This window comes from Pseudomonas sp. Irchel 3A18, from assembly GCF_900187465.1.
GTDB classification, from domain to species: Bacteria; Pseudomonadota; Gammaproteobacteria; order Pseudomonadales; family Pseudomonadaceae; genus Aquipseudomonas; species Aquipseudomonas cichorii.
Genome location: NZ_FYDI01000010.1, coordinates 13885 through 30992, shown reverse-complemented (window position 1 = coordinate 30992; position 17108 = coordinate 13885). Strand labels below are relative to the sequence as shown.

Genomic DNA, 17108 nt, shown 5'->3' with positions numbered 1-17108 from the left:
GTTATTCCTTGGTCAGGTGCAGATTGTCGATCAGGCGGGTCTTGCCCAGAAAGGCGGCAACCAGAATGACCAGATCACGGTCTTCTTCGGTAGCAGGACGCAGGCTGGTGGCGTCGCGCACTTCCAGATAGTCGATACGGAAACCTTCGGCCTCCAGCGTCCTTTTGCCGATGTTGATCAGGCCGTTGATGTCTTCGTTGTTGCGAATGCCGTCGGCCACGGTGCTGAGGACGCGATACAGCGCAGGCGCTTTGGCGCGTTGCTCTTCGCTCAGATAACCGTTACGCGATGACAAGGCCAGGCCATCGGTCGCGCGAACGGTCGGCTCGCCAATGATCTGGATCGGCATGTTCAGATCCCGGACCAGTGCCCGGATCACCGCCAGTTGCTGAAAGTCTTTCTCGCCAAACACGGCCAGGTCAGGCTGAACCATGTTGAACAGCTTGCTGACCACGGTAGCAACGCCGTCGAAATGGCCAGGCCGGCTGGCACCGCACAGCCCTTCGGACAGGTGCGGAACGCTGACCAGGGTCTGATCGGCCATGCCGTGTGGGTACATTTCTTCCACGCTGGGCGTGAACAGCAGGTTGCAACCGGCTTCCAGCAGTTTTTCCTTGTCGGCATCGAGGGTGCGCGGGTAGCTCGCCAGGTCTTCGTTGGGGCCGAACTGCAGCGGGTTGACGAAAATGGTGGCGACCACGAAGTCCGCCCGTTGGCTCGCCCGGGTCACCAGTGCGGCATGTCCGCTGTGCAGGTTGCCCATCGTGGGCGTCAAGGCAATCCGTTTACCTTCGCTGCGGGCGCGAGCGACGGCGGCGCGCAGGTCCAGTACGGTTTTTACTGTGTTCATGCCGAGAATCCGTGTTCAGTTGCCGGGAAGCTGACGTTTTTGACTGCGCTGACGTAGGCCTGGATGGCCGACTGAATGTCAGGTTGGCCGACCATGAAGTTCTTGACGAACTTGGGGACGCGACCGCTGATGGACAGGCCGAGCATGTCATGCAGCACCAGCACCTGACCGTCGGTGGCGCTGCCGGCGCCGATACCGATGACCGGGACTTTCACCGCCTGGGTGATTTCCTCGGCCAGCTCGCTCGGTACGCACTCCAGCAGGATCATGGCGGCGCCAGCCTGTTCCAGGGTAATGGCATCGGCACGCATCTGGCGGGCCTGGGCTTCCAGACGGCCCTGAACCTTGTAGCCACCCAGCACGTTCACCGATTGTGGCGTCAGGCCCATGTGGGCGCAGACCGGAATGCCACGGTCGGCGAGCAGCCGTATCGACTCGGCCAGCCACGCAGCACCTTCGACCTTGACCATGTGCGCACCCGCCTGCATGAGCGTGGTGCTGTTGGTGAAGGTCTGTTCGAGGGTGGCGTTGGCCATGAACGGCAGGTCGGCAAGAATCAGCGCGCCCTGATTGCCGCGTTTGACGCAGGCAACGTGATAGGCCATTTCGGCGGTCGTCACCGGCAAGGTGCTGTCATGGCCCTGCAGGACCATACCCAGCGAGTCACCCACCAGCAGCACTTCGACACCCGCCTGGCTGGCGGTATGGGCGAAGGTCGCGTCGTAGCAGGTCAGCATGGTGATTTTCTCACCTTTCTGCTTGAGGGCCAGCAGCGACGTAACAGTTATATCAGGCATCTAAAAGTCTCCATCAGGCGCTGTGCACACTGCGGCGATTCATCTTGGAAAAGCAGGCACACCGTCGTGTCGCGGTGTTTCGCAAAGGCCTGTTTCGCGCCCATTCACCAACGGGTTGGCGGCGGGAGGCCTATCTTCGTGAGGAGGGGGCATGAAGTCAATTGCAGGTGTTACCCGTTTCATCATCGGTTACAGATGTGTAGTAACGGGTGACACGTCAGGTTTACGCCGGAGCGGACAAACGCTCCAGGCCCTCGTATGGGCAAGCGGCCAGTAACTGCTCTAGCGTACGCCCGTCAGCCAGATCCAGGCGGGGAGCGAGTTCTGCCAGAGGGTAGAGAACGAAGGGGCGGGCCTGCATGTGATAATGCGGCACTTTCAGGCGTGGCTCGTCGATCAGTCGCTCGCCGAACAGCAGAATATCCAGGTCCAGCGTGCGCGGGCCCCAGCGTTCATGACGCTCGCGGCCCTGGTCCAGTTCTATGCCTTGCAAGGCATCGAGCAGTTCCAGCGGTGCCAGTGCGGTGTCCAGTGCTGCAACGGCATTGGTATAGCGGGGCTGGCCGGGCAACAGGGAGTCGCTGACGTAAAAGGACGAAACGCCTGCAAGATGGCTCTGTGGCAGTAGCGCCAGTGCATCGAGAGCATGACGCAACTGCTCGGCCGGGTCAGCGAGGTTGCTGCCCAAGCCTATATAGACACGTTCGCGGCTTGATACCTTACTCACCGGACGCCTCGGCGTCCCGTTTGCGTTTGGCGCCGCTGCTGCGACGACGCTTGCGAGGGCCTGTGCCGGTGGCTTCGGGCTTGTTACCCAGGTCACGAATCATGTCGCGGCGCTGGCTGTCGTTGCTGTCCTGATAGTCGGTCCACCACTCACCCAGACCGTCGGTCTGCTCGCCAGCGGTTTCGCGCAACAACAGAAAGTCGTAACCGGCACGGAAGCGTGGATTGTCGAGCAGCAGGTCGGCGCGTTTGCCGGAGCGGCGTGGCAAACGTTCCTGCATGTCCCAGATCTCGCGGATCGGCATGGTGAAACGCTTGGGGATCGCGATGCGCTGGCATTGTTCGATGATCAGTTCGTGAGCTGCTTCCTGCATGGCCGCAATCGGCGGCATGCCGCGCTCTTGCAGGCGCAGCACCTTGGCAGGCAGTGCCGGCCAGAGCAGGGCTGCGAACAGGAACGCCGGTGTTACCGGCTTGTTCTGCTTGATGCGCAGGTCGGTGTTGATCAAGGCATTGCTGATCAGGGTGTGGGTGTAGGTCGGGTTGTATTCCAGTGCCTTGGAGCTGGCCGGGAACAGGGGCTCGAACAGCTCCAGGTCCACCAGCATTTCAAAGGTGGGTTCTGCGTGGCCGGACAGGAACAGCTTGAGCACTTCTTCGAACAGACGGGCCGACGGGATATCACGCAGCATCGGCGCCAGCGGGCGAATCGGCAGGGTGCTGTGCTTTTCTATACCGAAATCCAGCTTGGCTGCGAAACGCACGGCGCGCAGCATGCGCACCGGGTCTTCCTTGTAACGCTGCTCGGGGTCGCCGATCAGGCGGATCAGGCGGTTGCGAATGTCGTGTACGCCGTTGGCGTAATCGAGCACGCGTTCGCTGACCGGATCGTAATAGAGCGCGTTGATCGTGAAGTCCCGGCGCTGGGCGTCTTCTTCCAGCGTGCCATAGACGTTGTCACGCAGGATGCGGCCGCTTTCATTGCGCGAGGACTGGTTGCTGTCCTCTTCTTCCTCGTCCTGAGGATGATTGGCGCGGAATGTCGCAACTTCGATGATTTCCCGGCCAAAGTGGATATGGACCAGCTTGAAGCGGCGGCCAATGATCCGGGCGTTACGGAATTCTGCACGCACCTGTTCAGGTGTGGCGCTGGTTGCTACGTCGAAATCCTTGGGCTCGATATTGAGCATCAGGTCGCGCACGCAACCACCGACCAGATAGGCCTGGTAGCCAGCGTTTTGCAGGCGCTCGACGATATTGACCGCATGACGGCTGAATTGGCTGCGCTGCAGCGAATGCTGGCTGCTATTGAGCACTTCAGGCGTGGTGCGCGTGTGTTGCTGCGGTTTACGCACCGGGGAACGGAATGACTGGAACAGCTTCTTCAGCATGGGATGCACTGTTTGAAGGAATATTCGGCCAAAATGGAGAATGGCCGCACGATGGGCGGGGATTCTAGCATTTAGTCGGGGGATGGTGTAGGACGCTGCGCATCGGGCATCAAAGGAAGGGATTCAAAAGCTCTGGAAGCTACTGGGGGAGCCGAAGCTCCCCCAAAGTGCGTGCTCTTTATTTTTATTGTCTTGTCGGGCTTCTTGTTTTTGTTGAGTGCCCATCCACAGGGTTTCGCCTGTGAAATCTCCCAATCGGGAGTCAAGAGCAAACGGATTGCTTTGGTCGCTGCGTTGCAATGATCATTCGATCCAACCAGTTCAGGCGCTACCTAAGGGTAGTTTTTATTATTCTCGGCCTGGTTGCGGGGCAAGCCCCAAATACAACTCCTCTCCAAAAGAATCAGTTAGCTGCGCCTCCGCCGTCTTGTTCTTGTTATGCGTGAGTCGATTCGTCTTATTTTTATTATGGGTGTCTACTGCTTGTTGTTCTTCTTGTACTAAGGATATAGCAGAAGGTGTGCCAACTTTTTTAAACCCAATGAAACCGGGGCTTTGCGGGGTTTCGGTTTTTTGGGCAGGTACAAAAAAGCCGGGCTTCGTTACCGTAAGACCCGGCGTTTGTTACGTAGGAGGTACGAAGGTAACAGTTTTGTTAACTGGCCTGCGCACCCCGACGCAGAGCCTTTTCAGGTTTCGTTGGCGACCCCTTTGCGGCGCGGAATGCCCAGTCGCTGACGGCGTTCCCACAGGCACTTGCGGCTGACGCCCAGTTTGCGTGCCAGTTCGGTCTCTGTCATGTGATCCTGATGTTCCAGGACGAAGTGCTGGAAGTAGTCTTCCAGTGACAGGTCTTCGGTGGGCTCGCTGTTGGTCGAGTTCGCCGAGGCGGGCAGGGGCGCCAGGCCCATGTACTCGTCGTCGTTCAGACCGTCGAGCTCGATGTCTATACCCAGCAGGTCGGCAGAGATTTCCGGGTTCTCGCACAGAATCACCGAGCGTTCCACGGCGTTTTCCAGCTCCCGCACGTTACCCGGCCAGCTGTAATGACGGATGGCCTGTTCGGCGTCGGGGGCAAACTTCAGATCGTTGCGGCCAGCTTTGGCGCTTTGGCGAGCCAGAAAGGCGCGGGCGATTTCGAGCACGTCGTTACCGCGTTCGCGCAATGCAGGCAGTTTCAGCGCGATCACGTGCAGACGGTAATAAAGGTCTTCGCGAAACTCGCCATTCTTGGCCAGGGTCTTGAGGTCCCGGTGGGTCGCGGCGATCAGGCGTACATCGACTTTCTGTGACTGCACGGAGCCGACGCGACGAATCTCGCCTTCCTGCAGGACGCGCAGGAGCCTGGCCTGTGCTTCCAGAGGCAGTTCTCCGATTTCGTCGAGAAACAGAGTGCCGCCATCGGCCGCTTCAACCAGACCTGCGCGACCTGCGCTGGCACCGGTAAAGGCACCTTTTTCATGGCCGAACAGCTCGGACTCGATCAGGGATTCGGGAATCGCTGCGCAGTTCACGGAGATCATCGGTGCCTTGGCGCGACGCGACAGATTATGCAGTGCGCGGGCGACCAGTTCCTTGCCGGTCCCGGATTCGCCCTGGACCAGAACGTTGGAATCTGTGGGCGCGACTTTACGAATCTTGCTGTAGAGATCGAGCATGGGCGGGCAGGAGCCGATGATGCCGATCTCGCCGTTCTGCGCAGCGCCCTTGTCGGCGCTGTTGGCTTTGGCGGGCGCGTTGCGTTCGGCCTGCTGGTTTGAGCTGGTCTGACGATCACGCAGGATGCGCGCAACAGCCTGCAGCATTTCATCGTGGTCAAAGGGTTTGGCGATGTAATCCACCGCGCCCATTTTCATGGAGTCCACGGCCGAGCGCAGGCTGGCATAGCTGGTCATGATCAGTACAGGCTTGCCTTCACCGAGCTTGATCAGTTCGGTGCCAGGAGCGCCAGGCAGTCGCAGGTCGCTGACGATCAGGTCGAACGAGGGGATGTTGAAACGCTCCTGAGCCTCGGGTACCGAACCTGCCTCGCTGACTTCGTACTGGTTACGCTCAAGCAGACGGCGCAGGGCCGAGCGGATAATGGTTTCGTCTTCGACGATCAAAATATGCGGCATCGATTCAGTTCTCTCGACGGTCTCAGTTCACGGCGGACGTCGCTTCGACATGGCGCGGCAAGGTTATCCGGATACGGGTTCCTCGCTGCTGCTCGGGGTCAGCCGGGCTGTCGATGGTGATTTGTCCATAATGCTCTTCAACGATGGAATAGACCAGTGCGAGACCTAGCCCGGTTCCTTCTCCCGGTTCCTTGGTGGTGAAGAATGGTTCAAACAATCGATCCATGATTGCCTTGGGAATTCCACTGCCTTCGTCTTCGACGATCAGATCCACAGTATGTTCGGATGCTTCGCTCTTGACCCTGACAGCGCTGCCGGAGGGCGAGGCGTCACGGGCGTTGGAGAGCAGATTGATCAGGACCTGTGCCAGCCGTTGCGGGTCGCCATCGACCTTGTGCTGCGGGTTGCACAGGTTATAGAAATGGACTTCAAAGTTGCGCCGGTTGAGCGCCAGCAGACCAATGGCATCCTGCGCGACCTCGGCCAGACAGACGGCCTCGTCGTTATGCTGGTGAGCGCCGGCGTGGGCGAAGCTCATCAAGGATTGCACGATGCGCGAGACACGTTTGGTCTGTTCGAGGATCTGACTGCTGATTTCTTTGATCTCGTCATCTTCCTCTCGTTCCTCGCGCAGGTTCTGTGCAAGGCAGGCGATGCCGGTGATGGGGTTGCCGATTTCATGAGCTACGCCGGCCGCCAGACGACCGATGCTGGCCAGACGTTCCGAGTGGACCAGCTTGTCTTCCAGCATCTGGGTTTCGGTCAGGTCTTCGACCAGCACCACCAGACCGCTGCTACCGGGGGCCAGCGGTTCGTCGATGGCGGCCTTGTGCAGGTTGAGCCAGCGGGTCTGGCCGTCCAGGGCGAGCTTCTGTTTGTGCAAGTGCTCATCCGGCACATTGATGAAACCCGTCAGCAGGCCTTTCCAGGGTTCGCCGATGGTTTCCAGTCGCGAGCCCACGACACGCTGGGCGACAATACCGGTCAGCTCTTCCATGGCCCGGTTCCACATCAGGATTTCCTGATCCTTGGCCAGCGAGCACACCCCCATGGGCAGTTCCTGAAGGGTCTGGCGGTGATAGCGGCGCAAGGCATCGAGTTCGGCGGCAAGGCCGGTCAGGCGCGAGTGGTAGTCCTCAAGGCGACTCTCGATGAAGTGAATGTCTTCGGTGACGTATTTCTCGTTGCCGGACTTATAGGGCAGAAAGGTTTCCACCATGTCCTGGGCCACGCTGGGGCCCATCAGGCCGGACAGGTTGGCTTCGATCCGGTCACGCAGGCGGCGCAGGGCATAAGGACGACGCTCGTCGAACGGCAGATACAGGTCGCGCAGCGCCTGCTCGACTTCCTTCTGCGCGGCCTTGGCGCCCAGCGGTTTGGCCAGTTGCGTGGCAAACTCCTGGGGCGACACGGCATACAGTTCGCGGCGCTGCGGGCGACGAACATTGTCGACGGCGCAGGCCTCGGCGGCGCTGACTTCTTCCGGACTTGCATTGGTGAACAGCGAGATCAGGGTGAACAACAGGACGTTGGCTGCCAGCGAGGCGATGGCCGCCATGTGCCAACTGGTGTCGTCCAGCACGTAGATCATGTTCAGCAAGGGAATATAGAAACCCTGCAGGTTGCCGATCAGCGGTAACAGCATGCCGACGATCCAGACCACCGTTCCGGCCAGCAGGCCTGCAATGAAACCACGCCGGTTGGCGGTCGGCCAATACAGCACCGACAGCACGCCGGGCAGGAATTGCAGGGTCGCGACGAATGCGACGATGCCCAGGTTGGCCAGATCCTGTTGCGCGCCGAGCATGAGGTAGAAGCAGTAGCCCGCCGTGATGATCGCCACGATCAGGCCGCGACGTGTCCACTTCAGCCAGCGATAGATATTGCCCTCGGCCGGTGGCTGATAAAGCGGCAGCACCAGATGGTTGAGGGCCATGCCCGACAGCGCCAGGGTGGTGACGATAATCAGCCCGCTGGACGCCGCGAGCCCGCCCACATAAGCCATCAGCGCCAGTGGCTTGCTGTTGGCGGCGATGCCGATCCCAAGGGTGAAATACTCGGGGCTGGTGGTAGCGCCCAGCTTGAGGCCCGCCCACAGAATCAGAGGCACGGCGAGGCTGATCAGCAGCAGGAACAGCGGCAGGCCCCAGCTGGCGCTGACCAGTGCGCGCGGATTGAGGTTTTCGGTGAAGGTCATGTGATACATGTGCGGCATCACGATGGCCGAGGCGAAAAACACCAGCAGCAATGTGCGCCATGGACCTTCCTGCAAAGGCGTGTGCAGCGAGGCCAGGGCAGTCTGGTTTTGCAGCAGCCAGAGTTCCAGATGCTGCGGGCCGTCGAATACGCCATACAAGGCATAAAGGCCGATACCGCCCAGGGCGATCAGTTTGATCAGGGACTCGAAAGCAACAGCGAACACCAGGCCTTCATGCTTTTCCCGGGTCGCGATATGCCGTGAGCCGAAGAAAATGGTGAACAGTGTGATCAACGCACAGAACGCCACGGCGACTCTGTCCTGCACCGGTTCACGGGTCAGGATGCTGATGGAATCGGCCACCGCCTGAATCTGCAGCGCCAACAACGGCAGCACGCCAATCAGCATGAAAACCGTGGTCAGCGCACCCGCCCAGGTACTTCTGAAGCGAAAGGCAAACAGATCGGCCAGGGATGAAAGCTGGTAGGTTCGGGTGATCTTGAGAATGGGATAAAGCAGCACCGGCGCCAGCAGAAACGCTCCGGAAACCCCGAGGTAACTGGACAGGAAGCCATAGCCATACTGATAGGCCAGACCGACCGAACCATAGAACGCCCAGGCACTGGCATACACGCCCAGCGAGAGGGTATAGGTCAGCGGGTGACGAATGATCCAGCGTGGGATGACGCCACGCTCACTGATCCATGCAACGCCGAACAGGAGCAGCAGATACCCGGCGCTGACCAGCAGCATCTGCGTGAGGCTAAAGCTCATCGGCATCTCGCTGGCTCTGAAGAATGAAGGTCACCACGATCAGGATCAGCCACAGCATATAAGGGCGATACCAGGCACCTGTCGCATCGATCCACCAGTCCATGATGGCCGGGGAGAAGAGGTAGATGCCTACCACCAGGAGCAAGACCAAACGGTAAATATACATACGGTCTCCTTCGTTCCTGATGGTGATGAGGTGCGGCATGGTAACGGATGCCGTACAACCTGCAAGTGTACTTGTGTAGGAGTTTTACGCGACCGCTCTAGCTCAGTCTATTCGGGCTTCTTCAATTGTGCTCGTGCGCGGTATTGCCATGGCATCCCAGTGCGCGATGCCCCAGTCGAGTACTTCCCTTGCGCTGGCGTACGAGAGTTCGGGTGTCGTGGGCTGACCGAGGGCTCGCAGTGCCCTGAGCAATAAAGGCGTCGCCTGATCGGCTGGCAGTGGGGGAGAGCGGTAGGATTTGCCGAGCTTGTGGCCGTCCGGCTGGGTAATCAGCGGCACATGCAGGTAACGCGGCTGTGGCAGCCCCAGCAGTTCCTGGAGATAGAGCTGGCGAGGTGTCGAGTCCAGCAGGTCTGCGCCGCGCACGATATCGGTAACGCCCTGCCAGGCATCATCGATCACTACCGCCAGTTGATAGGCATACAGGCCGTCGCGCCGCTGAATGACAAAGTCCCCGGAGTCGCGCCCCAGGTGCTGTTGAAAGGCGCCCTGTACCCGGTCGATGAAGCGGTATTCCAGTTCCGGTACACGGATGCGTATCGCGGCGTCTTCGGTGGCATGTCCTGCATTGCGGCAAAAGCCGGGATAGATGCCTTGAAAACCTTCCAGTTGTTTACGCGAACAGGTGCAGGCGTAGGCCAGGCCGTGACTGAACCAGCGATTCAGGACTTCGGCATAGGCATCGTGACGCTGGCTCTGGCGCACGACTTCGCCGTCCCATTCAAAGCCATAACGCTCAAGGGTTTCCAGAATCGCAGCCTGCGCCCCGGCAACCTCCCGAGGCGGGTCAAGGTCCTCCATGCGCATCAGCCATTTGCCACCCGCGGCGCGGGCGTCGAGATAGGACGCGAGCGCTGCGACCAGCGAGCCGAAGTGCAGGTAACCGCTGGGGGTTGGCGCAAAGCGTCCGATATAGGCCGGGTTTTTCATGGCAGTATCCAAACCAGAATAGCTTTTTCGTCTGACTGTTTTTCGCGAATGAATTCGCTCCCACAGGTCATGTGCGTGGAGCGAATTCATTCGCGAAAAACCTCTATTCCTTAAAACCAAAAAAGACGCCGAAGCGTCTTTTTGTTCAAGGCAGTCAGCAGATCATTTGCCGACCTGTTTTTCCTTGATTTCTGCCAGTGTCTTGCAGTCGATGCAAAGATCGGCAGTCGGGCGTGCTTCAAGACGGCGAAGGCCGATTTCCACACCGCAGGACTCACACCAGCCGTACTCTTCGTCCAGGATCAGTTGCAGCGTTTTGTCGATCTTCTTGATCAGCTTGCGCTCACGATCGCGGGCACGAAGTTCCAGGCTGAATTCTTCTTCCTGGCTGGCTCGGTCTGCTGGGTCAGGGAAATTTGCAGCTTCGTCCTTCATGTGGTCTACCGTGCGGTCGACCTCTTGCATCAGATCCTGTTTCCACTTGTTCAGGATCTTGGTGAAATGCGCGCGCATCGGCTCGCCCATGTACTCTTCACCCTTTTTTTCCACGTAGGGTTCAAAGCCACTGATTAGATGATTCTGTTGCTTTTCTGGGGTGGGCATGTAGGGACCGCCTCTCACTCTTCTAATCTATTGCGCAGGATTGTTCCATCACCGACCCCTGTCGGCCCTGCAACTGCAAGCGGGCGAACTTACCAGATCAAATCGTGGTGCGCTACTCCCGGTTGTCGAGCATCGTCTCGCTTGTTCCCCGAACGGGACGCCTGTGATGCAAACTCGCTGTCATCAAGGCGTGTAGCGGCTGTCCCCGTCTTTTTATTTTCTATTCAACAAGTCCTGACGTTTCATGATTTAAAGTACTGCACTGCAAGCGGTTGGTTAGAATCCCGCCGAATGCTCATGACCGTTATGTTTCTGATTCGTGTTTCATTTAAGGAAGAAAAATGGCCCAGCCTTACAGTGAGCGTAGTCGCGCCATCGAACCTTTTCATGTCATGGCGCTGTTGGCGCGGGCCAATGAATTACAGGCGGCGGGCCACGATGTCATTCACCTGGAAATCGGCGAGCCCGATTTCACCACGGCAGAGCCCATCGTTGCGGCCGGGCAGGCGGCGCTGGCGGCCGGCAAGACCCGCTACACCGCTGCCCGTGGCCTGCCGGAATTGCGCCAGGCCATCGCCGGTTTCTATGCCCAGCGTTATGGGCTGGATATCGACCCGGAGCGAATTCTTGTCACGCCCGGTGGTTCAGGTGCGCTGCTGCTGGCCAGCAGTCTGCTGGTTGATCCCGGTAAGCACTGGTTGCTGGCCGATCCGGGTTACCCGTGCAACCGGCACTTTCTGCGTCTGGTGGAAGGTGCTGCGCAACTGGTACCGGTCGGGCCGAAGGAGCGTTATCAACTGACACCCGAGTCGGTGGCGCAGCACTGGAATCAGGACAGCGTCGGTGCTCTGGTCGCCTCTCCAGCCAACCCCACAGGCACGCTTCTGCATGTGGATGAGCTGGCCGCGTTGTCCCGTACGCTCAAGGCACGCAACGGCCATCTGGTGGTGGATGAGATCTATCACGGCCTGACTTACGGCGTTGACGCGAGCAGCGTGCTGGAAGTCGATAACGATGCGTTCGTCCTTAATAGTTTTTCAAAATATTTCGGCATGACGGGCTGGCGTCTGGGGTGGCTGGTGGCGCCTCCCGAAGCCGTTGCCGATCTGGAGAAGCTGGCGCAGAACCTCTACATCAGTGCTCCGAGCATGGCCCAGTATGCCGCGCTGGCCTGTTTCGAGCCGCAGACCATCGAGATTTTCGAGCAGCGCCGCGCCGAGTTCGGACGCCGCCGCGATTTCCTTTTGCCTGCCTTGCGCGAGCTGGGTTTTGGTATCGCCGTGGAGCCTGAAGGGGCTTTCTATCTATATGCCGATATCAGCGCCTTTGGTGGCGATGCCTTTGATTTTTGCCGGCACTTCCTCGAGACCGAACACATTGCGTTCACTCCGGGTCTGGATTTCGGGCGTTATCAGGCGGGGCATCATGTGCGCTTTGCTTACACCCAAAGCCTGCCAAGGCTTGAAGAGGCGGTCGAGCGGATTGCCCGTGGCTTGCGGAGCTGGAAAGGCTGATGCGTTTTTCTCCTGAACTTGAGCAGGGTCGTCTGCTGATTCGCTACAAACGCTTCCTGGCCGACATCGAAACCGATAGCGGCGAGTTGCTGACCATTCACTGTCCCAATACCGGTTCGATGTTCAATTGCATGCTGCCGGGCGGGCGCGTCTGGTTCAGTCGCTCCAGTGATCCCAAGCGCAAGCTGCCGGGGACCTGGGAAATCAGCGAAACACCTCAGGGACGTTTTGCCTGCATCAATACCGGACGAGCCAATACCCTGGTCGAGGAAGCATTGCGCGCCGGGGTCATCAGCGAGCTCAACGGTTTCACGGCGCTCAAGCGCGAAGTGGCTTACGGGCAGGAAAAAAGCCGGGTGGATTTTCGCCTCGAATACCCCGAAGGCTATGCCTATGTGGAGGTCAAGAGTGTCACGCTGGGCTTCGATGGGTCGGCAGTCGCGGCCTTTCCCGATGCGGTCACCCAGCGCGGCGCTCGTCATTTGCGTGAGCTGGCGGCGCTGGCTCGCGAGGGTGTGCGTGCGGTCCTGCTGTATTGCGTGAACCTCACCGGCATTGATGCGGTGCGTCCGGCAGAAGAGATCGACCCGGCCTATGCCGCTGCCTTGCGCGAAGCGGTAGCAGCGGGTGTCGAGGTACTGGCCTATGGGGTGCAACTGACGCCTGAAGAGATTCGCATCGACAGGCGTCTGCAGGTTCAGGGCCTTATCTGACTATTCGTTATCGTCAGACAGCATGACCCAGATGCCTTTGGCGTCTTCCCGGCAGGGGATTGCAGTCAGCGACTGTCCTTCGCAAGGTCCCGCAACACATTCGCCATTCTCGACCAGAAACAGTGCGCCATGGCTGGCGCACTGGATCAGGCTCGCGCTGTCATCCAGAAACCGGTCAGGCTCCCATTCCAGTGCAATGCCGCGATGGGGGCAGCGATTGCGGTAGACGAACACCCGCCCATGACGACGCACTGCCAGCAGTTTCAGCCCTTCGGTTTCAAACCCGCGACTTTCTGCCTCGGGAAGGTCGGCAGCGGCACATAGGCGTTTCATGAAGCGTGCTCGCCGGCTTGACGTTTAAATGAAAACAATTATCAAATGACTCCGATTCTCGAGTTGATGACGGCAAGAGAGCAATGAGGCTTGCCTCTTAATGCAATCTTAATCCGTCGATCCTGCATGTTCGCGGACAATTTCGCCCCTTGTTGCGAGCGCCTCCCAAGGAGTGCTCGCCACGTTGAAACGTTTTGCCCATCACCGGTGCTCATTAAAACTGCCAGGGTCCGGGCTTCTTGAAAGGAAATCTTCATGCGATTTTTCAATAGCAGCGTATGTGCGGCTCTGGTCGGAATTGCCTTCAGTCACATGGCGCAAGCTGCACAGCCTGCTGATACCGAAGCCTCGCAACGCTGGGTGAGTGCCGGGGGGGCCTTGAGTGAATGGGTCGTTGCGCTGGGCGGCCAATCCAGGCTGGTGGGCGTCGACACCACCAGCCAGTATCCGGAGTCGCTCAGGTCGTTGCCGAGCATCGGTTATCAGCGCCAGCTGTCGTCCGAAGGCATTCTCAGCCTGCGTCCGGACGTGCTGGTCGGGACCGAGGAGATGGGACCTCCGCCTGTGCTGGAACAATTGCGTGCGGCCAAGGTACAGGTTGAAGTGCTCCCGGCAGGGGCGGATATGGCAACCCTGAAAAGCAACCTGCAACGCCTTGGGGGGCTGTTGGGCGCTCCGGAGCAGGCCGCTCGCCTGATCGAACGTTATCAACAACAACTGGATAACCAGCAGCAGTGGATCGTCCAGGCGCAGAAAGGTGCTGAGGCTCCGGGTGTCCTGCTGCTGGTGGGCCATGGCGGCGGCAAGCCCATGGTTGCCGGCAAGGGGACGGCTGGCGACTGGCTGATTCAACAGGCGGGCGGTCGCAATCTGGCGACCCATGACGGGTACAAGGTGTTTTCGGTCGAGGCCATGGCCGGGCTGGCTCCACAGGTACTGATCGTGGCCGATCGCGCCCTGCGTGGTGATGCCGCTCGCAAGGCGCTGTTCAAGGAAAACCCTGCATTGTCCGCCACGCCTGCGGCACGCGATGACCGGGTGTTCGATCTGGACCCGACGCTGCTGGTGGGTGGTCTGGGCCCACGTCTGCCCGACAATCTGCAAAAGTTGTCTCACGCGCTTTACCCAACTGCCAAGCCCTTGAGCGCTGCCGTTCGCTCTGAGCCATGAAAGCCCTGATATCAGCGCGTGCTCTGTTTATCGGGCTGACAGTCCTGTGCATCGCTGCATTCTGGCTGTCGCTGGCCCTCGGGCCGGTGAGTCTGCCGCTGGCCGATACCTTGCGTGCGGCTTTGCGGCTGCTGGGGATGCCGGTGGCGGGGGAGAATCTTGAGCAAGCTGAACTGATTCTTGGCCAGATTCGTGTGCCGCGCACTTTGCTGGGCCTGGCGGTTGGCGCAGTGCTGGCGTTGTCCGGGGTGGCGATGCAGGGGCTGTTCCGAAATCCGCTGGCCGATCCGGGGTTGGTCGGGGTTTCCAGTGGTGCTGCGCTGGGGGCGGCACTGGCGATTGTGGGCGGTGCCTTGTGGGGAAATGTCTCGCAGGTTATCGCGCCTTATCTGTTGTCGGTCTGTGCGGTGGTCGGTGGGCTGGTGGTGACCAGCATGGTGTACCGGCTGGGCCGGCGAGATGGCCAGACCAGCGTTGCAACCATGCTGCTGGCCGGTATTGCGCTGACGGCGTTGTCGGCATCGATCATCGGTCTGCTGACCTATCTGGCGGATGACGCCACGCTACGTACGCTCACCTTCTGGAACATGGGCAGCCTCAATGGTGCTACTTATGCCCGGTTATGGCCGCTGCTGCTGGTGTGCGTGGCGATCATCTTCTGGCTGCCTCGTCGGGCCAAAGCCCTGAATGCCTTGCTGTTGGGGGAGTCCGAGGCACGTCATCTGGGCATCAATGTTGAAGCCCTCAAGCGTGAGCTGGTTTTCTGCACGGCGCTGGGTGTCGGAGCGGCGGTGGCGGCTGCCGGGCTAATCGGTTTCATCGGTCTTGTGGTGCCGCATCTGGTGCGTTTGCTGGTGGGGCCGGATCACCGGGTTCTTTTACCTGCCTCGGCGTTGGCGGGTGCCAGCCTGTTGCTGTTTGCCGACATTTTTGCCCGTCTGGTGCTGGCGCCTGCGGAGTTGCCTATCGGCATCGTCACGGCATTGTTGGGCGCGCCATTCTTCCTGTATCTGCTGGTGAGAGGGCGTCACTGATGTTACGAGCCGAAAATCTGCACATTCATCGGGGCACGCAAAGTGTTCTGGCGGATATCGATCTGCAATTGCTGCCCGCAGAAGTGCTGGGAGTGCTCGGTCCCAATGGGGCCGGCAAAAGTACGCTGCTGGCAGCCCTGTGCGCAGAACTCGAACCTTCTCAAGGAGACGTCTGGTTGCAGCAGCGGCTGCTCTCGCAGTGGCCGGGTGCCGAGCGGGCACGAAAGCTGGCTGTGCTGCCGCAAAGCTCTACCCTGAGTTTCGCGTTTCGTGTCGATGAAGTCGTCTCCATGGGACGCTTGCCTCATGAAACCGGCCGTGAAGTCGATGAGCAGGTGGTGCGCGAAGCGCTTCAGGCTGCCGATGCCCTGCACCTTGCCGAACGCAGTTACATGACCCTGTCGGGTGGTGAGCGTCAGCGAGTGCATCTGGCACGGGTGCTGGCGCAACTCTGGCCCGGCACAGGCAATTGCACGCTTCTGCTTGATGAGCCGACGTCCATGCTCGATCCCTTGCATCAGCACACCACGTTGCAGGCGGTACGAGATTTTGCCAATCGCGGCGCGGCCGTGATGGTCATCCTGCATGACCTGAACCTGGCGGCTCGTTACTGTGATCGACTATTGTTGCTCGACAAGGGAAGAGTCTATTCGCTGGATCGTCCCGAGGTTGTCTTGCAACCGGATGCTCTCAAGGCAGTGTTTGGCCTGGAAGTATTGGTGCAGAGCCATCCCGAGAGGGGACATCCGCTGATCATCGCGCGTTGAAAAGGTAAGTCCACCAAGCGTCTTTTTCTGGCTGTGGTCTTGGTATGCCTCAATACTTGCCAAATATCACTTCGTTTGCCAAATTTACTCCTCTGGCAAAGCCCGTGTGAGCATGGGCATTTGGACTTACGCATGATTCGTGACAACAAGAGTGGTCAGGCGCTGAGCGCGCAACAACTGGCCGAGCGTCTGGCAGTTGCTTCGCGTGTTCTGGTTGGCGAGCAGCACGACAACCCCGATCACCATGCATTGGAGTTATGGCTTATGCAGGTGCTGGCTGCACGGCGTCCGCAAGGCAGTCTGTTACTGGAGATGCTGAACCCCGATCAGCAGGCCAGGGTCACTGCGGTTCAGTCTGATCTGGTCCAGGAGAAATACCCGTCCGATTTGCCAGTAGCGCTGAGTTGGCAAAAGGCCTGGGACTGGTCGTTGTATGGCTCGCTGATGCGCTATCTGCTGGCTCAGCCTTATCCTGTGATGTCCGCCAATCTCGATACCAATGAAATCATGCCGACTTACCGGCAGGCCCCCGAATCAAGTGGTTCTCTTTCTGCGGCTCCAGCCGTGCATGAGCGGCTGCTGGCGCTTATTCGTGATAGCTATGGCGTGTTGCCCGAAGATCGGTTGCCTGCGCTGCTGGCGGTTCAGCAACAGCGCGACCGGCGAATGGCCCAAAGCCTGTTAGCTGCTCCCTTGCCAAGTGTGCTGTTTGCCGATGCCTGGCACGTGCGCAAGGATGTGGGAGTGCCTTTGCATCTGGCTGACCTTGGCGTCACCGAGCCTGCGGTAGTGCTGCTTCTGGCCCGGATGGGTGAAGAGGTTGAGCCGCAGAGCGCCGATTACGTCTGGTATACGGCAGCCACTCCCGAAAAGCATTCTGGCGCTCAACTTCATCAGTCTCCACCCGGGGCCTGATACCACTGGCTCGGTTTTTTCTCTTCTTTGTGTAGTCCTTTTCTCTGACTG

16 protein-coding genes are annotated in these 17108 nt (G+C 59.4%); 6 read left to right on the top strand and 10 right to left on the bottom strand.

The annotated features are described in order from the left end of the window. Position 1 precedes the first annotated feature (1 nt). The 9 genes from panC to dksA all read right to left on the bottom strand — a co-directional run bounded on the left by panC (position 2) and on the right by dksA (position 10611). Positions 2-850: a pantoate--beta-alanine ligase gene (panC, locus tag CKW23_RS18735; protein ID WP_025258515.1), complete on the bottom strand. Its 849-nt coding sequence runs from the start codon at positions 848-850 to the stop codon at positions 2-4. Beyond that, complete coding sequence (panB, locus tag CKW23_RS18730; RefSeq protein WP_025258516.1) at positions 847-1647, bottom strand: 3-methyl-2-oxobutanoate hydroxymethyltransferase; 801 nt, start codon at positions 1645-1647, stop codon at positions 847-849. The genes panC and panB overlap by 4 nt, the downstream gene beginning before the upstream one ends. 223 nt (positions 1648-1870) lie before the next feature. After that, the gene (gene folK / locus CKW23_RS18725) at positions 1871-2374 is read right to left on the bottom strand and encodes a 2-amino-4-hydroxy-6-hydroxymethyldihydropteridine diphosphokinase (protein ID WP_025258517.1); all 504 of its coding nucleotides are present in this window, start codon (positions 2372-2374) and stop codon (positions 1871-1873) included. Beyond that, entirely contained in the window at positions 2367-3764 is a 1398-nt protein-coding gene (locus tag CKW23_RS18720) for a polynucleotide adenylyltransferase PcnB (protein ID WP_025258518.1), read from the bottom strand. The genes folK and CKW23_RS18720 overlap by 8 nt, the downstream gene beginning before the upstream one ends. A 689-nt stretch (positions 3765-4453) precedes the next feature. Continuing rightward, entirely contained in the window at positions 4454-5881 is a 1428-nt protein-coding gene (locus CKW23_RS18715; RefSeq protein WP_025258519.1) for a sigma-54 dependent transcriptional regulator, read from the bottom strand. Between the two features lie 22 nt (positions 5882-5903). Further along, positions 5904-8858 (bottom strand): sensor histidine kinase, encoded by a 2955-nt coding sequence (locus tag CKW23_RS18710; protein ID WP_025258520.1) that lies wholly within the window; start codon positions 8856-8858, stop codon positions 5904-5906. After that, positions 8842-9018: a hypothetical protein gene (locus CKW23_RS18705; protein WP_002552060.1), complete on the bottom strand. Its 177-nt coding sequence runs from the start codon at positions 9016-9018 to the stop codon at positions 8842-8844. Before CKW23_RS18705 ends, CKW23_RS18710 begins: the two co-directional genes overlap by 17 nt. A 102-nt stretch (positions 9019-9120) precedes the next feature. Further along, positions 9121-10008 carry a tRNA glutamyl-Q(34) synthetase GluQRS gene (gluQRS, locus tag CKW23_RS18700; protein WP_095068112.1) on the bottom strand — a complete coding sequence of 296 codons (888 nt, stop codon included), beginning with the start codon at positions 10006-10008 and terminating at the stop codon, positions 9121-9123. Positions 10009-10170: 162 nt separating this feature from the next. Continuing rightward, positions 10171-10611 carry an RNA polymerase-binding protein DksA gene (gene dksA / locus CKW23_RS18695; RefSeq protein WP_025258522.1) on the bottom strand — a complete coding sequence of 147 codons (441 nt, stop codon included), beginning with the start codon at positions 10609-10611 and terminating at the stop codon, positions 10171-10173. A gap of 341 nt (positions 10612-10952) precedes the next feature. Here dksA and CKW23_RS18690 point away from each other — a divergent pair, with 341 nt between their 5' ends. Further along, positions 10953-12125 carry a pyridoxal phosphate-dependent aminotransferase gene (locus tag CKW23_RS18690; RefSeq protein WP_025258523.1) on the top strand — a complete coding sequence of 391 codons (1173 nt, stop codon included), beginning with the start codon at positions 10953-10955 and terminating at the stop codon, positions 12123-12125. After that, positions 12125-12838: a DNA/RNA nuclease SfsA gene (gene sfsA / locus CKW23_RS18685; RefSeq protein WP_025258524.1), complete on the top strand. Its 714-nt coding sequence runs from the start codon at positions 12125-12127 to the stop codon at positions 12836-12838. Before CKW23_RS18690 ends, sfsA begins: the two co-directional genes overlap by 1 nt. On the opposite strand, the gene CKW23_RS18680 is transcribed toward sfsA, so the two are convergent. Next, complete coding sequence (locus CKW23_RS18680) at positions 12839-13171, bottom strand: Rieske (2Fe-2S) protein (RefSeq protein ID WP_025258525.1); 333 nt, start codon at positions 13169-13171, stop codon at positions 12839-12841. It abuts the gene before it with no gap. Between the two features lie 312 nt (positions 13172-13483). On the opposite strand from CKW23_RS18680, the gene CKW23_RS18670 reads away from it, so the two are divergent. From CKW23_RS18670 to CKW23_RS18655, 4 genes are all read left to right on the top strand, one after another. Continuing rightward, the gene (locus CKW23_RS18670) at positions 13484-14341 is read left to right on the top strand and encodes a hemin ABC transporter substrate-binding protein (RefSeq protein ID WP_371856580.1); all 858 of its coding nucleotides are present in this window, start codon (positions 13484-13486) and stop codon (positions 14339-14341) included. A gap of 50 nt (positions 14342-14391) precedes the next feature. Further along, complete coding sequence (locus CKW23_RS18665) at positions 14392-15375, top strand: iron ABC transporter permease (protein WP_162883705.1); 984 nt, start codon at positions 14392-14394, stop codon at positions 15373-15375. Beyond that, positions 15375-16142, top strand: coding sequence for a heme ABC transporter ATP-binding protein (locus tag CKW23_RS18660; protein WP_025258529.1), 768 nt, complete (start codon positions 15375-15377; stop codon positions 16140-16142). Before CKW23_RS18665 ends, CKW23_RS18660 begins: the two co-directional genes overlap by 1 nt. Before the next feature lie 132 nt (positions 16143-16274). Beyond that, a complete protein-coding gene (locus CKW23_RS18655) occupies positions 16275-17057 on the top strand; it encodes a ChaN family lipoprotein (RefSeq protein ID WP_025258530.1) in 783 nt (260 codons plus the stop codon). The last annotated feature ends 51 nt before the right edge of the window (positions 17058-17108 follow it).

Bases quoted from the DNA above. Each gene is read 5' to 3' on its own strand.
- panC (WP_025258515.1), bottom strand. From the start codon at position 850: ATGAACACAGTAAAAACCGTACTGGACCTGCGCGCCGCCGTCGCTCGC.
- CKW23_RS18715 (WP_025258519.1), bottom strand. From the start codon at position 5,881: ATGCCGCATATTTTGATCGTCGAAGACGAAACCATTATCCGCTCGGCC.
- CKW23_RS18705 (WP_002552060.1), bottom strand. From the start codon at position 9,018: ATGTATATTTACCGTTTGGTCTTGCTCCTGGTGGTAGGCATCTACCTC.
- CKW23_RS18670 (WP_371856580.1), top strand. From the start codon at position 13,484: ATGGCGCAAGCTGCACAGCCTGCTGATACCGAAGCCTCGCAACGCTGG.
- dksA (WP_025258522.1), bottom strand. From the start codon at position 10,611: ATGCCCACCCCAGAAAAGCAACAGAATCATCTAATCAGTGGCTTTGAA.
- CKW23_RS18690 (WP_025258523.1), top strand. From the start codon at position 10,953: ATGGCCCAGCCTTACAGTGAGCGTAGTCGCGCCATCGAACCTTTTCAT.
- sfsA (WP_025258524.1), top strand. From the start codon at position 12,125: ATGCGTTTTTCTCCTGAACTTGAGCAGGGTCGTCTGCTGATTCGCTAC.
- CKW23_RS18720 (WP_025258518.1), bottom strand. From the start codon at position 3,764: ATGCTGAAGAAGCTGTTCCAGTCATTCCGTTCCCCGGTGCGTAAACCG.
- CKW23_RS18655 (WP_025258530.1), top strand. From the start codon at position 16,275: ATGATTCGTGACAACAAGAGTGGTCAGGCGCTGAGCGCGCAACAACTG.
- CKW23_RS18710 (WP_025258520.1), bottom strand. From the start codon at position 8,858: ATGCCGATGAGCTTTAGCCTCACGCAGATGCTGCTGGTCAGCGCCGGG.
- panB (WP_025258516.1), bottom strand. From the start codon at position 1,647: ATGCCTGATATAACTGTTACGTCGCTGCTGGCCCTCAAGCAGAAAGGT.
- CKW23_RS18680 (WP_025258525.1), bottom strand. From the start codon at position 13,171: ATGAAACGCCTATGTGCCGCTGCCGACCTTCCCGAGGCAGAAAGTCGC.
- CKW23_RS18660 (WP_025258529.1), top strand. From the start codon at position 15,375: ATGTTACGAGCCGAAAATCTGCACATTCATCGGGGCACGCAAAGTGTT.
- gluQRS (WP_095068112.1), bottom strand. From the start codon at position 10,008: ATGAAAAACCCGGCCTATATCGGACGCTTTGCGCCAACCCCCAGCGGT.